Below are 15,771 nucleotides of genomic sequence, written 5' to 3' on the forward strand. Positions count from 1 at the left end.
TCGCCATACGGTCCTGACGGCTGTGCCGGCGTCCGGCGAAGCGGTCAGCCCACCACGGTCCAGGTGTCGCCGCCCGCGAGGAGCGCGCCGAGGTCGCCCTTGCCGTTCTGCTCGATCGCCTCGTCGAGCTGGGTGCTCATCTGCACGTCGTACACCGGCCGCTCGACGTCGCGCAGGACGCCGATGGGTGTGTGGTGGAGGGTGTCCGGGTCGGCGAGCCTGGAGAGCGCGAAGGCCGTGGTCGGGGACGTCGCGTGGGCGTCGTGGACCAGGATGTCCGCCTTGTTGTCCTCGGTGACCGGCACGACCTTGAGGTCGCCCGTCGCCGGATCGCGCACGACGCCCTTGGAGCCCTCGGCGCCGAAGGTGATCGGCTGCCCGTGCTCGAGGCGGATGACCGCCTCCTCGGCCTGCTGCTTGTCCTTCAGGACCTCGAAGGCGCCGTCGTTGAAGATGTTGCAGTTCTGGTAGATCTCGACGAGCGCCGTGCCCTGGTGGTCGGCGGCCTGGCGCAGCACCGACGTGAGGTGCTTGCGATCCGAGTCGACCGTGCGCGCCACGAAGGAGGCCTCCGCGCCGATCGCGAGGGACACCGGGTTGAAGGGCGCGTCGAGCGAGCCCATCGGCGTCGACTTGGTGATCTTGCCGACCTCGGAGGTCGGCGAGTACTGGCCCTTGGTGAGCCCGTAGATCCGGTTGTTGAACAGCAGGATCTTCAGGTTCACATTGCGGCGCAGCGCATGGATCAGATGGTTGCCGCCGATGGACAGCGCGTCGCCGTCACCGGTCACGACCCACACGCTCAGGTCGCGCCGCGACGAGGCGAGCCCGGTGGCGATGGCCGGGGCGCGGCCGTGGATGGAGTGCATCCCGTACGTGTTCATGTAGTACGGGAAGCGGGACGAGCAGCCGATGCCGGAGACGAAGACGATGTTCTCCTTCGCCAGACCCAGCTCGGGCATGAAGCCCTGCACGGCGGCGAGGATCGCGTAGTCGCCGCAGCCGGGGCACCAGCGCACTTCCTGGTCGGACTTGAAGTCCTTCATGGACTGCTTCGCCTCGGCCTTGGGCACCAGGGACAGCAGCGTCTGCGCCGTCCCGGCCTCCTCCGAAGTGGTCGTCTCAGCCATCGATGGCCTCCTTGAGAGCGGTGGCGAGCTGCTCAGCCTTGAACGGCATGCCGTTGACCTGGTTGTAGCTGTGGGCGTCCACCAGGTACTTCGCCCGTACGAGCGTGGCGAGCTGACCGAGGTTCATCTCGGGGATCACCACCTTGTCGTAACGCTTCAGGACCGTGCCCAGATTCCGCGGGAACGGATTGAGATGGCGCAGATGGGCCTGCGCGATCTGCTCGCCCGCGGTGCGCAGGCGGCGGACGGCGGCGGTGATCGGGCCGTACGTCGAGCCCCAGCCGAGGACCAGCGTCCGGGCCTCGCCGGTCGGGTCGTCGACCTCGATGTCGGGCACCTCGATGCCGTCGATCTTCGCCTGCCGGGTGCGGACCATGAAGTCGTGATTGGCCGGGTCGTACGAGATGTTGCCCGTGCCGTCCTGCTTCTCGATGCCGCCGATGCGGTGTTCGAGACCCGGCGTGCCGGGGATCGCCCAGGGGCGTGCGAGGGTCTGCGGGTCGCGCTTGTACGGCCAGAAGACCTCGGTGCCGTCCTCGGCGGTGTGGTTCGGCCCGGAGGCGAACTGGACGCGCAGGTCCGGGAGTTCGTCGACCTCAGGGATGCGCCACGGCTCGCTGCCGTTGGCCAGGTAGCCGTCCGAGAGGAGCATGACCGGGGTGCGGTAGGTGACCGCGATCCGGGCGGCCTCGAGCGCCGCGTCGAAGCAGTCGGCGGGCGTCATCGGGGCGACGACGGGCACCGGCGCCTCGCCGTTGCGCCCGAACATCGCCTGGAGCAGGTCCGCCTGCTCGGTCTTGGTCGGTAGCCCGGTCGAGGGCCCGCCGCGCTGGATGTCGATGACGAGCAGCGGCAGTTCGAGGCTGACGGCGAGGCCGATGGTCTCGGACTTGAGGGCGACGCCGGGCCCGGAGGTCGTGGTGACGCCCAGGCTGCCGCCGAAGGCCGCGCCGAGCGCGGCGCCGATCCCGGCGATCTCGTCCTCGGCCTGGAAGGTGCGCACGCCGAAGTTCTTGTGCTTGCTCAGCTCATGGAGGATGTCGCTCGCCGGGGTGATCGGGTACGAGCCCAGGTACAGCGGCAGGTCCGCCTGCCGCGAGGCGGCGATCAGCCCGTACGAAAGCGCCAGGTTCCCCGAGATGTTGCGGTACGTGCCGGTGGGGAACGCGGTGGCGGCGGGCGCGACCTCGTAGGAGACCGCGAAGTCCTCCGTCGTCTCGCCGAAGTTCCAGCCCGCGTGGAACGCCGCGAGGTTCGCCGCCATGATCTCCGGCTTCTTGGCGAACTTCTGCTTCAGGAACTTCTCGGTGCCCTCGGTCGGCCGGTGGTACATCCAGCTGAGCAGGCCGAGCGCGAACATGTTCTTCGACCGGCCCGCGTCCTTGCGCGAGAGGTCGAACTCCTTGAGCGCCTCGACGGTCAGGGTCGTCAGCGGCACGGGATGCACGTGGTACCCGTCGAGCGAGCCGTCCTCCAGCGGGCTCGTCTCGTAGCCCACCTTCTGCATCGCCCGCTTGGTGAACTCGTCGGTGTTCACGATGACTTCGGCGCCGCGCGGCACGTCCCCGATGTTCGCCTTCAACGCGGCCGGGTTCATCGCCACCAGCACGTTCGGCGCGTCGCCGGGCGTGAGGATGTCGTGGTCGGCGAAGTGCAGCTGGAAGCTCGAGACGCCCGGCAGGGTGCCGGCGGGGGCGCGGATCTCCGCCGGGAAGTTCGGCAGAGTGGACAGATCGTTGCCGAACGACGCGGTCTCCGACGTGAAGCGGTCCCCTGTGAGCTGCATGCCGTCACCGGAGTCACCCGCGAACCGGATGATCACCCGGTCCACGCGCCGTACGTCCTTGCTCGATTGTCCCGGTGACGTGCGCTGCCCGCCGACGACAGCGCTGTCGGTCCCGTCGGCCTGCTCGGTGGTGCTACTGACCTGGCTGGTCACTGAACTGGACCTCCCTCGAGGCGGCTGTGCGGGCACGGCCGTCCCACCGGCCCTCCCAGGGCCCACCCTACGTCTGTAAGGGTCGCCTTCCTGAGGCGATTCGCATGGTGGACCGCCAAATGAGACGGCGGGTCGCCCCGATTTGTACGGTGATTCCCCCCTGAGGAGGACGCGCCCGGTCGGTCGATGGTTCTGCGGTGGGGTCTTTGGCGAGGCGCTCGGTGAGGTGCTCGGTGAGGTGCTCGGTGAGGTGCCGAAACGGCTGGTTCCCGTCCCTATATCTGACAGGGTGTCAGATATTCAGGAGTTCAGGTAGGTCAGCACGGCCAGTACGCGGCGGTGATCCCCGTCACTCTGGGACAGGCCCAGCTTCAGGAAGATGTTGCTGACGTGCTTCTCGACCGCGCCGTCGCTCACCACGAGCTGCCGGGCGATCGCCGAGTTCGTACGACCCTCCGCCATCAGGCCCAGCACCTCCCGCTCACGGGGCGTGAGATTCGCCAGCACGTCCTGCTTGCGGCTGCGGCCGAGCAGCTGCGCCACCACCTCGGGGTCGAGCGCGGTACCGCCCTCGGCGACCCGGACCACCGCGTCCACGAACTCCCTGACCTCGGCGACCCGGTCCTTGAGCAGATAGCCGACCCCGCGGCTGGAACCGGCCAGCAGCTCCGTGGCGTACTGCTCCTCCACGTACTGCGAGAGGACCAGTACGCCCAGGTCGGGGAAGCGGGCCCGCAGGCGCACCGCCGCGCGCACGCCCTCGTCCGTGTGGGTCGGCGGCATCCGGACGTCGGCGACGACCACGTCCGGCAGCTGCTGCTGTTCCCCCAGCTCGGTGATGGTCTTGACCAGCGCCTCCCCGTCGCCCACGCCCGCGACGACCTCGTGCCCGCGGTCCGTGAGCAGGCGGGTCAGGCCCTCCCTGAGCAGCACTGAATCCTCGGCGATGACGACCCGCACCTTGTCCTCCACGTTCCTCGTCCCCCCAGCCACGACGATCCCGCGACGATTCGCTCCGCGCGGGCCCCGATCGATCCTTGCCGATCCCGGTCGATCCTTATGGGCACAGCATTCCAGGGTTGGGGGGTGGGTGGCGGGAGATGACGGGGTCCCCCACCCATCTCCCGCCACCCGGCCCCTCCGGGGGCTCGACCCCACGGGGCGCGCACTCGGCGTCGGCCCCACGGTTCGCCTCCGGCACGTGCCCCTACGTCTTGGGCTCCGCCCACTGGCTCCATCCGGCTTCCCGGTCCTCCGCCTCGGGCTCGGCTCGCCCGTTCCATCCGGTTTCCCGGTCCTTCGCCTCGGGCTCGGCTCGCCCGTTCCATCCGGTTTCCCGGTCCTTCGCCTCGGGGCTCGGCTCGCCCGTTCCATCCGGTTTCCCGGTCCTCCGCCTCGGGGCTCCGCCCCGGCCCCCGCTGCTCAAGCGCCGCAGGGGCTTGAATCGCCTGGCTGCACTGCCCCGCCCGCCTGCCGGGTCCGGGGCCCCGGTGCCCGCCTATCTCCCACCCACCCGCCCCCTCCAGGGGCGTAGGCCCCGCGGGGTGCGCCTCCGGCGTCCGGCCCCCCGCGCCTTAATCGCCGATGGGGCTTGATCTTGCGGAACCGGTGTTACGCCCACGGGGATACAGCGGGGATGCACCTGCCCGCTCCGGTCCCGCCAGGCCCCCGTTGCCCGGCCCGTTGACTCCGCCGCCCGAGGTTCCCCGCCCCCTGTGGGGCGTCGCCACCACGGAGTCGGCTCCGCAACGAGTCCGGGAAGATCCGCCGCCAGGACGTCCGCTGCGGTGGACCGCACGCGCTTCGGCAAGCGACAGCCGGTACGGCTTCCCGCCCATTGCGGTCACCCGCACGCCGCGTAGGGCACTAGCCGTCGGTGCCGCGCTCCATCCGTGGCGGTCAGCCGTACGCGCCAGGCAAGCCGCTGAAGGGGCGCCGTACCGCACCGGGTCCGGAGGTGCCTCTGCGGCCGAGGCCGGGGCCGGGCCCACCCACTCCGCCGCCCGATTTCCCACCCACCCGCCCCCTCCGGGGGCGTGGGCTCCACGGGGCGCGGTAACCGCTGCGGTCGGCCGCACCCCGCCTCGGGCGCTCTTCCGCCGTAACGGCTCCCCACCCGTTACGGGGAGCCGTTACAGCCTTGGGCAGTCTGCCGCCTTGGGCGGCAGGGTGGGCAAGGCGGCGCCCGGTGCCGCGTGTCGAGGGGAGGGGGTCGGCCACGGTGCAGAGGTTGGGGTGCGCCGCCGGTGCGGCGCGAGGGGAATGGGGTGCCCCGTGGGGCTGCAGCCCCCCGGAGAGGGCGGGCGGGTGGGAGATAGGCGGGGGTCGGAGGCCCGAGGGTGGACGGCGTCGATGGGACGGTGGGCGTCGGGCCCGGTGCGAACCCCGTCGCGGTGAGCCCCGAACCACAGGCCAAGGCCAACGTGCCCCGGCTCCGCGCTCAGGAACCACGAGCCCAAGCGAACGCGCCCCACGGTGCGGCACAACACGGGCCACGGGCCCAGGTAAACGCCCCACGGCGCCGCGGGCCCGTGAATGCCCCACGGCGCGGCGCAACGGGGGGCTGCCCCAGACGCACGTCCCCGGTGCCGCGCAGCGGAAGCCGGAGCCTCGGCCCCGGGCGACGTCACCCGTTCCCGCTGGTGGCGTGTGTCGAGGGGGTGGCGTCGGCCACGGTGCAGCGGTGGGTGTGCCGGTGCGGCGTGAGGCGAATGGGGTGCCCCGTGGGGCCGCAGCCCCCGGAGGGGGCGGGTGGGTGGGAGATAGGCGGGGGACGGAGCCCCGGGCGCGGGCCGCGTCAACGGGACAGGGGAGCGTCGCCTGGCGTCAACCCCGTCGCGGCGAACCCTGAACCACAGACCCAGGCCAACGCCCCCCACCCCGTACAAGCGAAAGGTCACCGGCCCCCCCGGCCCCGGTGACCCACCCGCCCGCCGGCACGGCCCACCTCACCCGGACCGACCAGCCGCCCGCCGGCACGGCCCACCTCACCCGGACCGACCAGCCGCCCGCCGGCACGGCCCACCTCACCCGAACCGACCCCCCACCCGCCGGTACGGCACACCCCTACCCGAACCGACCCGCCCCCGCCGGGACGGCCTACGCCGACCGCCAAGGAAGCTCCGCCGTCGCCCGCGTCGGGCCACCCGGAGGCGACTCCAGGACCAGAATCCCGTCGACCGCATCAAGGCGCCCCGCCAGCGCCGCCACCCCGGACCCGCCGGAGGCAACCGCCCCGCCGCCCCCGTTGTCGTACACCTGCACCATCAACCGGTCCCGGGCCCGCCACACATCGACCTCCGCCCGCGTGGCCCCGCTGTGCTCGGAGACGTTCCGCAGCAGCTCGGACACGGCGAAGTACGCGATGCCCTCGATGGCCGGCGCGGGCCGCTCCGCCAGGTCGACCTCCACCTTCACCGGCACCGTGCACCGCGACGCCACCGCGGACAGCGCCGCGTCGAGCCCCCGGTCGGTGAGCACGGCGGGGTGGATGCCCCGCGCGAGGTCCCGCAACTCCTGGAGCGCCGTCTTCACCTCACCGTGCGCCTCGTCGACCATCCGCGCCGCCGTCGCCGGATCCTCGCCGAGCTTCTCCTTGGCCGCGCCGAGGTCCATCGCCAGGTTGACGAGCCGCGCCTGCGCCCCGTCGTGCAGATCGCGTTCGATGCGCCGCAGGTCGGCGGCGGCCGTGTCGGCGACGACGCCCCGGTCGGACTCCAGCTCCGTCACGCGCGACGCGAGCCGCGAGGGCCCGAGCAGCCCGATCACCATCAGCCGGTCCACCGTCGTCAGCGCCCGGATCACCCACGGCGTGGCGAGCGTGACGAGCAGCCCGACCACCGCGGTCACCGTGATCTCGAACGGGTTGTCGAGGTACACGGCGTGCCCCGCGTCCCCGTACAGCTGAATGCCGTCCTGCCCCACGTACGCCGGGAACACCCACCGCCACAGCGGATACGTGAGCATCGTCCACCCCGTCGCCCAGAAGCTGAGCCCCACGGCGAACCCGAACACCGCCCACGGCAGGTGCAGCACCCCGTACAGCAGATGCCGCCACGAGACGCCGCTCTTGAGCGTCGCCCCCATCCACCCCATCGGCCCGCCCGAACGCGGCCGCAGCGGCTCCGGCGTCCCCACGTCGACGCCGAGCAGCCCGCGCGCCCGCACCCGCTCCAACGCGCCGAGCCCGCGCGCCCCCGCGAGCGCCGCCGCGAGCACCGGCACGCCGATGAACGTGATCAGCAGCCCGACCCCGAGCGACGTCATCGTCACGGCCCACACGAACCCGATGATGCCGAGCGGCAGGTTGAGCAGCAGATATCCGAACTCCCGCCACGTCCGCCCCTCGATCGGCGCCCGCAGCCCCGCCGGCAGCCGGTCCAGCCCGCTCGGCCGCCGCGGACCGCCGCCGCGGCCGTCCTCTTCGTAGGAGGAGGAGTACGCGTACGCGTACGTGTCGCGTTCCTCGCCGTATCCGTACGGGTGCGTGGCCATCGGTGCCGTCCGTTCTGCTCGGTCTGCCGGGGGAGCGGTCGTGTCGATCCGCCGCTTCAAGATCGATCCGCGGCGTCCATCCGTTGCTTCAAGCCTCCTCGCGGACCGGTTCCGCGACCATGCGGCGGGTCGGCGTCTTCGACCGGGGGTTTTCCCTACCTCCGGGGCGCCGCCTCGGTCCGGTCGCGCCACGGCAGCTCCGCCGTGACCGTGGTCGGGCCGCCCTCCGGCGAGTCGACGACGAACAGCCCGTCGACCGCGTCGAGCCGCTCCGCGAGCCCCGCCATGCCGGTGCCCTTGCCGAGGCTCGCGCCGCCCCGCCCGTCGTCCCACACCTGGATGAGCAGCCGGTCCTGGGAACGCCACACGTCGACCGACGCCGACTTCGCGCCGCTGTGCTTGCTGACGTTCTGGAGCAGCTCGGAGACCGTGAAGTACGCGATGCCCTCGATCGCCTCGGCGGGCCTGGCCGGCAGTTCGGCCGTCACCTTCACCGGCACGGTGCAGCGTGAGGCCACCGCGGACAGCGCCGCGTCGAGCCCCCGGTCGGTGAGGACGGCGGGGTGGATGCCGCGCGCGAGGTCCCGGAGTTCCTGGAGCGCGAGCTTCACCTCGCCGTGCGCCTCGTCGACCATCGCCGCGACCGCGTCGTCGGCCTGGCCCTCCAGGAGCTTCTCCTTCGCGAGGCCGAGGCCCATCGCCAGGTTCACCAGACGGGCCTGCGCCCCGTCGTGCAGATCGCGTTCGATGCGCCGCAGGTCGGCGGCCGCGGTGTCGACGACGACGCCGCGGTCCGACTCCAGTTCGGCGATCCGCCGTTCCAGCTCGTCGGACGGCGAGAGCAGCGCGCGCACCATCGCCCGGTCCGCGTTGCCGAGCCCGCGCGCGATGAACGGCAGTACGGGCCACAGCGCGAACAGACCGACCAGCGTGACCGCGAACGTCAGTACGGCCCACGGCAGCCTGATCACCTCGTACAGCACCGTGCGCCAGCCCACCGGGTCCTTGAGCCCGGTCCACAGCCAGCCGAAGAAGCCGTCCGCGCGCCGCACCGGCAGCGGGCTCGGCTCGTCGATGCGAATGCCGAGCAGCGCCCGCGCCCGACCGCGCTCCGCCTTGCCGAGCAGCCGCGCGCCGCGCAGCCCGCCGGCGATCAGCGGCAGCCCGATCACGGTGACGGTGAGGCCCGCGCCGAGGGACAGCATCGTGACGGCGTACACGAATCCGAAGACGGACAGCGGGAAGCTGCTGAGGAGATAGGCGATCTCCTTCCACGTCGTGCTGTCGTAGCCGAGGCGCGGCGGCGGCAGCACCGGGTGGTCTTCGGAGGTGTCGAGAGGCTCGGTCATAGCCGAAAGAGTGCCCTGGCCCGGGGCGTGGCGCCATGAGGACGGCCGCCAAGTCGAGCGGGGGATAACCCCACCTCGCGTCCCCCGGTCGAGAGTGCACGGCCCCGGGCTGCTTACCGTCCCTTTAACAGGGCCTAGACTCCCGTGCGTACAGATCGTCGAACACAACGAACTCGCGAGGGGCGCAGGTAGTGACGGGATCGGACGTGACCGTCATCGCGGCGGACTACTTCCAGTCGTACTCGGTGGTCGGACTGCTCGCCGTCGTCGGCGTGCTCTTCGTGGCCGTGGCCTTCGGCTCGGGCAGGCTGCTGCGTCCGGTGGTCCCCACCAGGGAGAAGTTCCTGACGTACGAATGCGGCGTCGACCCCGTCGGCGACGGCTGGGCCCACACCCAGGTCCGCTACTACGTGTACGCCTTCCTCTACGTGATCTTCGCCGTCGACTCGATCTTCCTCTTCCCCTGGGCCACGGTCTTCGCCGCGCCGGGTTACGGCGCGACGACCCTCGTCGAGATGTTCGTCTTCCTCGGCTTCCTCACCGTGGGCCTGCTGTACGCATACAAGAAGGGCGTCCTTACGTGGACGTGACTCCGGAGCCTGTCCTGTTGCCCGAGCCGAAGAAGTTGGGCGTGCTCTCGCGGCTCGCCCCCGAGCCGATGAAGGTGGTCCTCAACTGGGGCCGCCGGTACAGCCTGTGGGTCTTCAACTTCGGCCTCGCCTGCTGCGCCATCGAGTTCATCGCCGCGTCCATGGCGCGCCACGACTTCATCCGGCTCGGCGTGATCCCGTTCGCGCCCGGCCCGCGCCAGGCGGACCTGATGGTCGTCTCGGGCACGGTCACGGACAAGATGGCCCCCGCCGTGAAGCGTCTGTACGAGCAGATGCCCGAGCCGAAGTACGTCATCTCGTTCGGCGCCTGCTCCAACTGCGGCGGCCCGTACTGGGATTCGTACTCGGTCACCAAGGGCGTCGACCAGATCATCCCCGTCGACGTGTACGTGCCCGGGTGCCCGCCCCGTCCCGAGGCGCTGCTCCAGGGCATCCTCAAACTCCAGGAGAAGATCGCCCGCGAGTCGCTCGGCGAGCGGTACGCGTCCGCCGACGCGGCGGCGGGCCGGCCCTCGGCGGCGGCGCTGAGCAGCGGCCTTGTGCAGCCCCCGAAGCCGGGCGGTGCGGCATGAGCGCGGGCTGGCTTCCCCACCCCGTCGAGGAACTGTTCGGCGCCGAGGCCACGGTCGAGGAGGCGTACGACCTGCTGACGGTCGACGTCCCCGCGGCGGAGTGGATCGCGGCGCTGACGACGGCCCGTACGACGCTGGGGTGCACGTACTTCGACTGGCTGAGCGCGGTCGACGAGCCGGAGACCGGGTTCCGCGTGTGCGCGCACGTCGCCGCCGTGGCCCCCGGTTCCGTACGACGCCTGCTGCTGCGCACGACGGTTCCGCACGCGGCGCCGGTCCTCGCGTCGGCGGTCGAGGTGTACGCGGGCGCGGCGTGGCACGAGCGCGAGACGCACGAGATGTTCGGCGTGGACTTCACCGACCACCCGGGTCTCGACCCGCTCCTGCTGCCCGACGGCTTCGAGGGGCACCCGCTGCGCAAGGACTTCGTGCTCGCGGCGCGGGTCGCGAAGGCGTGGCCGGGCGCGAAGGAGCCGGGGGAGTCGGAGCATGGCGGCCCCAAGCGGCGCCAGATGCTGCCACCCGGCGTCCCCGACCCGAACGAATGGGGCCCGCTGAAGGGGCAGCTGCCGCCTGCCCCTGCGCGGCCCGCCCGGGGTGCGCGTGCGGCGGGCGCCGCGGGCGCGGCCGCCGGGGAGCGACCGGCGCGGCGTACGCGCTCCGCGAGCCAGGGCTCGGCGAGCCAGGCGGCGGGCGAGACCCCGGCGGAGACTCCGGAGGCTCCGGCGCGTCCGGTACGGCGCTCCCGCAGCGCCTCCCAGGGGTCCGCCTCGCAACGCACGACGCCCACGGAGCCCACGGAGCCGAAGGCGCCGGCACCGAAACCCCGGTCGACGGACGCGCCCTGGCACCACGCCAAGCCCGCCTTCGACGAGGACGCGAAGAAGCCGGAAGCCACTCCGGACGAGAACCCGACGGACAACGACGCGACGGACAACACCTCGACGGACAACAACGGAGGCAACGAGTGAACGACGCCCTCGACGTCGCGCTGCGCCTCGTCGTCGTCTTCGTCGCCTTCCTGGTGCTCCCCCTGCTCGTCGGCCAGACCGAACACAAGGTCATGGCCCACATGCAGGGCCGCCTCGGCCCCATGTACGCGGGCGGTTTCCACGGCTGGGCCCAACTGGTCGCCGACGGCGTCAAGTTCGCGCAGAAGGAGGACGTGGTCCCGGCCGACGCCGACCGCCGCGTCTTCCAGCTCGCCCCGGCGGTCGCCCTGCTCCCGTACCTCCTCGTGCTTCTGGCCGTCCCGGTCGGACCCGGCGACGGCGCGGTCGGCGCGGTCGTCGACGCGGGCATCTTCTTCGTGCTCGCGGTGATGGGCGTCGGCGTGCTCGGCTCGCTGATGGCGGGCTGGGCGAGCGCCAACAAGTTCTCCCTCCTGGGCGGCCTGCGCACCGCTGCCCAACTCCTGGCGTACGAACTCCCGATGCTGCTCGCGGCGGCCTCCGTGGCGATGGCCGCCGGCACGGTCTCCCTGCCCGGCATCCTCGACGCCTTCGAGTGGTGGTGGCTGCCCTGGCAGATCGTCGGCGCCCTCGTCTTCTTCGTGGCGGGCCTCGCCGAACTCCAGCGTCCTCCCTTCGACATGCCGGTCGCCGACTCCGAGATCATCTTCGGCGCGTACACCGAGTACACGGGCCTGCGCTTCGCCCTGTTCCTGCTCGCCGAGTACGCGGGCATCGTCGTCCTCTGCGGACTGACCACGGTCCTCTTCCTGGGCGGCTGGCACGGGCCCTGGGGCGCCGACGGGCTCGGCTGGGTCTGGACCCTCCTCAAGACCGCGGTCCTCGCCTTCGTCGTGATCTGGCTCCGCGTCTCGTACCCGCGCCTGCGCGAGGACCAGTTGCAGAAGCTCGCCTGGACCACCCTCGTCCCCCTCGCCCTCGCGCAGATCGCGCTCACCGGAATCGTGAAGGTGGCGATCAACTGATGCCCGCGAACTTCCCCGGGTCCGGCCTGGCCAAGGGCCTCGCCGTCACCCTGCGCACGATGACGCGCAAGACCGTCACCGAGCAGTACCCCGACGCCCAGCCCGAACTGCCGCCCCGCACCCGCGGCGTGATCGGTCTGTTCGAGGAGAACTGCACGGTCTGCATGCTGTGCGCCCGCGAGTGCCCCGACTGGTGCATCTACATCGACTCCCACAAGGAGACGGTGCCGCCCGCCGCGCCCGGCGGCCGCGAGCGCTCCCGCAACGTCCTCGACCGGTTCGCCATCGACTTCTCCCTCTGCATGTACTGCGGTATCTGCATCGAGGTGTGCCCCTTCGACGCGCTGTTCTGGTCCCCGGAGTTCGAGTACGCGGAGACCGACATCCGCGAGCTCACCCACGAACGCGACAAGCTCCGCGAGTGGATGTGGACCGTCCCGTCCCCACCCGCCCTCGACCCCGCCTCCGAGGACCCGAAGGAACTGGCAGCCGCCCGCAAGACCGCGGACAAACTGGCAGCGGCCCAGGAAGCGGCAGCCCAGGAGGCAGCCGCCCAGGGAGCCGCGGCCCAAGAGCCGGCCACCCCGGAGGCCCCGCCCGCCGACCCGAAGGCATCGGGCGCCGCACCGGAGGCCACCCCCAACGACACCGGAGAGGAGCCCACCGCATGACCCTCGCCGCACCGGCCGCCGTCGCCACGGCCGCCGAGAGCCCCGGGTTCCTCTCCCCGTCGGGCGTCGAGATCGCCTTCGTGCTCGTCGGCCTGGTCACCTTCGCCGCGGCGATCGTCACCGTCACGACGAAGCAACTGGTGCACGCCGCCCTGTGGCTGGTCGTCGCCCTCGGCGGCCTGGCCGTCGAGTACCTCCTGCTCACCGCCGAGTTCATCGCCTGGGTGCAGGTCCTCATCTACGTCGGTTCCGTCGTGGTCCTCCTCCTGTTCGGCCTGATGCTGACCCGCGCGCCCATCGGCCGCTCCCCGGACGCGGACAGCCCGAACCGCTGGGCCGCCCTGACCGTCGCGGTGGCCTCAGCCGCCGCCCTGGTCTGGGTCGTCGTCGACGCCTTCCGCACGACCTGGATCGACCTCGACGTGGTCCAGGGCAGCACGGGCGTCACCGGCTCGATTCTCTTCAAGCACTGGGTCCTGCCGTTCGAGGCGCTGTCGGTGCTCCTGCTCGCCGCCCTGGTCGGCGCCATCGTCCTGTCGCGCAAGAAGAACGCCGACGCCGCCCCGGCGACCGCGGCCCCGGCGGCCGGAGCCCCCGGCACCCCCGAAGGTGAGGGAACCCGCTGATGCACCTCGCCTACCCCGCCGTCCTCTCCTCCCTCCTCTTCTGCACGGGCCTGTACGGCGTACTGGCCCGCCGCAACGCGATCCTGGTCCTGATGTCCGTCGAGCTGATGCTCAACGCCGTCAACCTGAACCTCGTCGCCTTCGACGTCTGGCTGCGCGACACCCTCCACGCGGGCCAGGCCCTGACCCTGTTCACCATCGCCATCGCCGCCGCCGAGATCGGCATCGGCCTGGCGATCGTCCTGGCCGTCCACCGCAGCCGCGGCACGTCGGACATCGACAAGCTCCGCGACTCCGCCGAGCCCCTCGACCCGGCCGACGATCCGGACGCCGACCCGCACCACCCGTCCGACGCCGGCGCGGCAGCCGACGCCCCGGCGCCGACGGCGGACAAGAAGGCCGAGGCCACCGCGTGACCACCACGAACCTCGCCGTGCTCGTCCCTCTCCTGCCGTTCCTCGGCGCCGTCGCGGGCCTGCTCCTCGGCCGCGCGGCCCCCGCCTTCGTCCGCCCGCTGGCCGTCCTGCCGACGCTGGCCGCGCTGGCCCTCGCCGCCACGGTCGCCCTCGACCAGGGCGGCGGCTCGGGCAACGGCACGGCGGCCCTCGACGCGCACACCCAGCTCGCCCCGACCGGCTCCGTGCCGATCGAACTCGCCCTGCACATCGACGGTTTCGCCGCCCTCGTCGCCGTCCTGGTCGGCCTGGTCGCGACCTGCGTGCAGATCTACTCGACGGGCTATCTCCGCGACGACCCGCGCTACCCCTCGTACGCGGCGCTCGTCTCGCTCTTCACCTCCGCGATGCTCCTGGTCGTCTACAGCGGCGACCTGATGGTCCTGCTGGTCGGCTGGGAAGTCATGGGCATCTGCTCGTATTTCCTCGTCGGCCACTACTGGGAGACCCCCGAGGCGCGGGCCGCCTCCCTCAAGGCGTTCCTGGTCACCAAGCTCGGCGACGTCCCCTTCCTGATCGGCCTGTTCGCGCTCGCCACGGAGGCGGGCTCGTTCCGCATCACGACGATCCTGGGCAAGGTCACCAGCGAGGGCGGCCTCGACCACCCGACCCTGATCGCCCTGCTGCTCCTCGCCGGTGTCGCGGGCAAGTCCGCGCAGTTCCCGCTGCACACCTGGCTGCCCGACGCGATGGCGGGCCCCACGCCCGTCTCCGCGCTGATCCACGCCGCGACGATGGTCGCCGCCGGCGTCTACTTCGTCGCCCGCCTCCTCCCGGTCTTCGCCGCCTCGCAGGCGGCGCTGATCGTGCTCGCCGTCATGGCCGCGGTGACCATGGCGGGCTCCGCCCTCGCCGCGCTCGCGCAGGACGACATCAAGCGGGTCCTCGCGTACTCGACCGTCGGCCAGCTCGGCTACATGACCGGCGCCCTCGCCGTCGGCAACCGCGACGCCGCCGTCTTCCACCTCCTCTCGCACGGCGCCTTCAAGGCGCTGCTGTTCCTCGCGGCGGGCGTGGTCATCCACGCCGCCGGCACCAACTCGCTGGCCGCGATGTCCCGCATGCGGAACCTGCGCGACCGCGTGCCCGACGCCTTCTGGACGATGACCGTGGCGCTGCTGGCGCTCGCCGCGATCCCGCCCTTCAGCGGCTTCTTCTCCAAGGAGGCCGTCCTCGGCGCCGCCGAGCACACCGCCGTCGGCGAGGGCAGCGGCCCGCTGGCCGCCCCCGCCGCGTCCGGCTGGATCGTCCTCGTCGCAGGCCTGCTCACCGCCGTACTCACCGCCGCCTACGCGACCCGCCTCTGGCTCCTCGCCTTCAACGGCCGGGACGGCGAGGCCCCCGACCACGGCAGGCAGCCGGTCGCGATGAACGTCGTCCTGTGGGTCCTGGCGATCCCCTCCCTCGGCTTCGGACTCCTCGCGGGCGTGCTGCCCGACTGGTTCGACGGCACGTCCCTCACCCCGACGCTGACCACCTCCGTGCTCGGCACCGGCTTCGCGCTCGTCGGCGGCCTCGTCACCTACGCGGCCTGGCGCCACACCACCGCGATGGCGGCCCGCCGCACCCCGATCGGCGCCGTCGCCGTCGACACCGAGTCGGGCGACGCGGGCCTGGTCGAGGCCGAGGCCATCGCGACGCACGCCCCCGCGTACGGCGACGTCGCGAGCGCCCCCGATCCGTCGGACCCCGGCCGCCTGCTGCTCGGCCCGCTGCACCGTCACGCGGCCGTCGGCTTCCACCTCGACGCCGGCTACGCGGCGCTCTTCGTCCGCCCGGTGCAGGCCGGCGCCACCCTGGTCCGCTTCCTCGACCGGGCCGTCGTCGACACCTACGTACGCGGAGCGGCCGAGGCACCGAAGGCGCTGGGCTGGGCCGTGCGCAGGGCCCAGACCGGAAACGTGCAGACCTACCTCAGCGCACTGCTCGCAGGCACCGTCGTCCTGGTGGTCGCCGTCGTCCTCGTCGCCACCGCCGGAGCGTGAGCA

The 15,771-nt window shown here is 72.1% G+C and carries 13 protein-coding genes; 8 read left to right on the forward strand and 5 right to left on the reverse strand.

Annotated elements, in window-relative coordinates; translation table 11 throughout:
• Positions 1–44 precede the first annotated feature (44 nt).
• The 5 genes from ACTWJ8_RS22785 to ACTWJ8_RS22805 all read right to left on the reverse strand — a co-directional run bounded on the left by ACTWJ8_RS22785 (position 45) and on the right by ACTWJ8_RS22805 (position 8,912).
• A complete protein-coding gene (locus tag ACTWJ8_RS22785) occupies positions 45–1,130 on the reverse strand; it encodes a 2-oxoacid:ferredoxin oxidoreductase subunit beta (RefSeq protein WP_356375048.1) in 1,086 nt (361 codons plus the stop codon).
• The gene (locus ACTWJ8_RS22790; protein WP_356375045.1) at positions 1,123–3,069 is read right to left on the reverse strand and encodes a 2-oxoacid:acceptor oxidoreductase subunit alpha; all 1,947 of its coding nucleotides are present in this window, start codon (positions 3,067–3,069) and stop codon (positions 1,123–1,125) included. The genes ACTWJ8_RS22785 and ACTWJ8_RS22790 overlap by 8 nt, the downstream gene beginning before the upstream one ends.
• Positions 3,070–3,369: 300 nt before the next feature.
• Positions 3,370–4,029, reverse strand: coding sequence for a response regulator transcription factor (locus ACTWJ8_RS22795; protein ID WP_356375942.1), 660 nt, complete (start codon positions 4,027–4,029; stop codon positions 3,370–3,372).
• Positions 4,030–6,168: 2,139 nt separating this feature from the next.
• A complete protein-coding gene (locus ACTWJ8_RS22800) occupies positions 6,169–7,563 on the reverse strand; it encodes a sensor histidine kinase (protein ID WP_356375043.1) in 1,395 nt (464 codons plus the stop codon).
• A 155-nt stretch (positions 7,564–7,718) separates the two neighbouring features.
• Positions 7,719–8,912 carry a sensor histidine kinase gene (locus ACTWJ8_RS22805; RefSeq protein ID WP_356375040.1) on the reverse strand — a complete coding sequence of 398 codons (1,194 nt, stop codon included), beginning with the start codon at positions 8,910–8,912 and terminating at the stop codon, positions 7,719–7,721.
• Positions 8,913–9,103: 191 nt separating this feature from the next.
• Between ACTWJ8_RS22805 and ACTWJ8_RS22810 the strand changes: the two genes are divergently transcribed.
• Genes ACTWJ8_RS22810 through ACTWJ8_RS22845 form a run of 8 tightly spaced genes read left to right on the forward strand, consistent with a single transcriptional unit; the run spans position 9,104 to position 15,768 of the window.
• Positions 9,104–9,502, forward strand: coding sequence for an NADH-quinone oxidoreductase subunit A (locus ACTWJ8_RS22810; RefSeq protein ID WP_356375037.1), 399 nt, complete (start codon positions 9,104–9,106; stop codon positions 9,500–9,502).
• Positions 9,493–10,095, forward strand: a complete 603-nt coding sequence (locus ACTWJ8_RS22815; RefSeq protein WP_356375034.1) for an NADH-quinone oxidoreductase subunit B — start codon at positions 9,493–9,495, stop codon at positions 10,093–10,095. The genes ACTWJ8_RS22810 and ACTWJ8_RS22815 overlap by 10 nt, the downstream gene beginning before the upstream one ends.
• The gene (locus ACTWJ8_RS22820; protein WP_443260145.1) at positions 10,092–11,066 is read left to right on the forward strand and encodes an NADH-quinone oxidoreductase subunit C; all 975 of its coding nucleotides are present in this window, start codon (positions 10,092–10,094) and stop codon (positions 11,064–11,066) included. Before ACTWJ8_RS22815 ends, ACTWJ8_RS22820 begins: the two co-directional genes overlap by 4 nt.
• Entirely contained in the window at positions 11,063–12,031 is a 969-nt protein-coding gene (locus tag ACTWJ8_RS22825) for a complex I subunit 1/NuoH family protein (protein WP_356375028.1), read from the forward strand. Before ACTWJ8_RS22820 ends, ACTWJ8_RS22825 begins: the two co-directional genes overlap by 4 nt.
• Complete coding sequence (locus ACTWJ8_RS22830) at positions 12,031–12,702, forward strand: NuoI/complex I 23 kDa subunit family protein (protein ID WP_356375025.1); 672 nt, start codon at positions 12,031–12,033, stop codon at positions 12,700–12,702. The genes ACTWJ8_RS22825 and ACTWJ8_RS22830 overlap by 1 nt, the downstream gene beginning before the upstream one ends.
• Entirely contained in the window at positions 12,699–13,328 is a 630-nt protein-coding gene (locus ACTWJ8_RS22835) for an NADH-quinone oxidoreductase subunit J family protein (protein WP_443260146.1), read from the forward strand. The genes ACTWJ8_RS22830 and ACTWJ8_RS22835 overlap by 4 nt, the downstream gene beginning before the upstream one ends.
• The gene (gene nuoK, locus ACTWJ8_RS22840) at positions 13,328–13,744 is read left to right on the forward strand and encodes an NADH-quinone oxidoreductase subunit NuoK (protein WP_356375019.1); all 417 of its coding nucleotides are present in this window, start codon (positions 13,328–13,330) and stop codon (positions 13,742–13,744) included. The genes ACTWJ8_RS22835 and nuoK overlap by 1 nt, the downstream gene beginning before the upstream one ends.
• The gene (locus ACTWJ8_RS22845) at positions 13,741–15,768 is read left to right on the forward strand and encodes an NADH-quinone oxidoreductase subunit 5 family protein (RefSeq protein WP_443260147.1); all 2,028 of its coding nucleotides are present in this window, start codon (positions 13,741–13,743) and stop codon (positions 15,766–15,768) included. Before nuoK ends, ACTWJ8_RS22845 begins: the two co-directional genes overlap by 4 nt.
• Positions 15,769–15,771: the final 3 nt, after the last annotated feature.

The organism is Streptomyces sp. SDT5-1 (assembly GCF_052245995.1).
Taxonomy (GTDB): Bacteria; Actinomycetota; Actinomycetes; order Streptomycetales; family Streptomycetaceae; genus Streptomyces.

What these genes read in the sequence shown, in the direction of transcription:
- ACTWJ8_RS22835 (WP_443260146.1), top strand. Translation starts at nt 12,699, where the DNA reads ATGACCCTCGCCGCACCGGCCGCCGTCGCCACGGCCGCCGAGAGCCCC.
- ACTWJ8_RS22830 (WP_356375025.1), top strand. Translation starts at nt 12,031, where the DNA reads ATGCCCGCGAACTTCCCCGGGTCCGGCCTGGCCAAGGGCCTCGCCGTC.
- ACTWJ8_RS22800 (WP_356375043.1), bottom strand. Translation starts at nt 7,563, where the DNA reads ATGGCCACGCACCCGTACGGATACGGCGAGGAACGCGACACGTACGCG.
- ACTWJ8_RS22805 (WP_356375040.1), bottom strand. Translation starts at nt 8,912, where the DNA reads ATGACCGAGCCTCTCGACACCTCCGAAGACCACCCGGTGCTGCCGCCG.
- ACTWJ8_RS22785 (WP_356375048.1), bottom strand. Translation starts at nt 1,130, where the DNA reads ATGGCTGAGACGACCACTTCGGAGGAGGCCGGGACGGCGCAGACGCTG.
- ACTWJ8_RS22820 (WP_443260145.1), top strand. Translation starts at nt 10,092, where the DNA reads ATGAGCGCGGGCTGGCTTCCCCACCCCGTCGAGGAACTGTTCGGCGCC.
- nuoK (WP_356375019.1), top strand. Translation starts at nt 13,328, where the DNA reads ATGCACCTCGCCTACCCCGCCGTCCTCTCCTCCCTCCTCTTCTGCACG.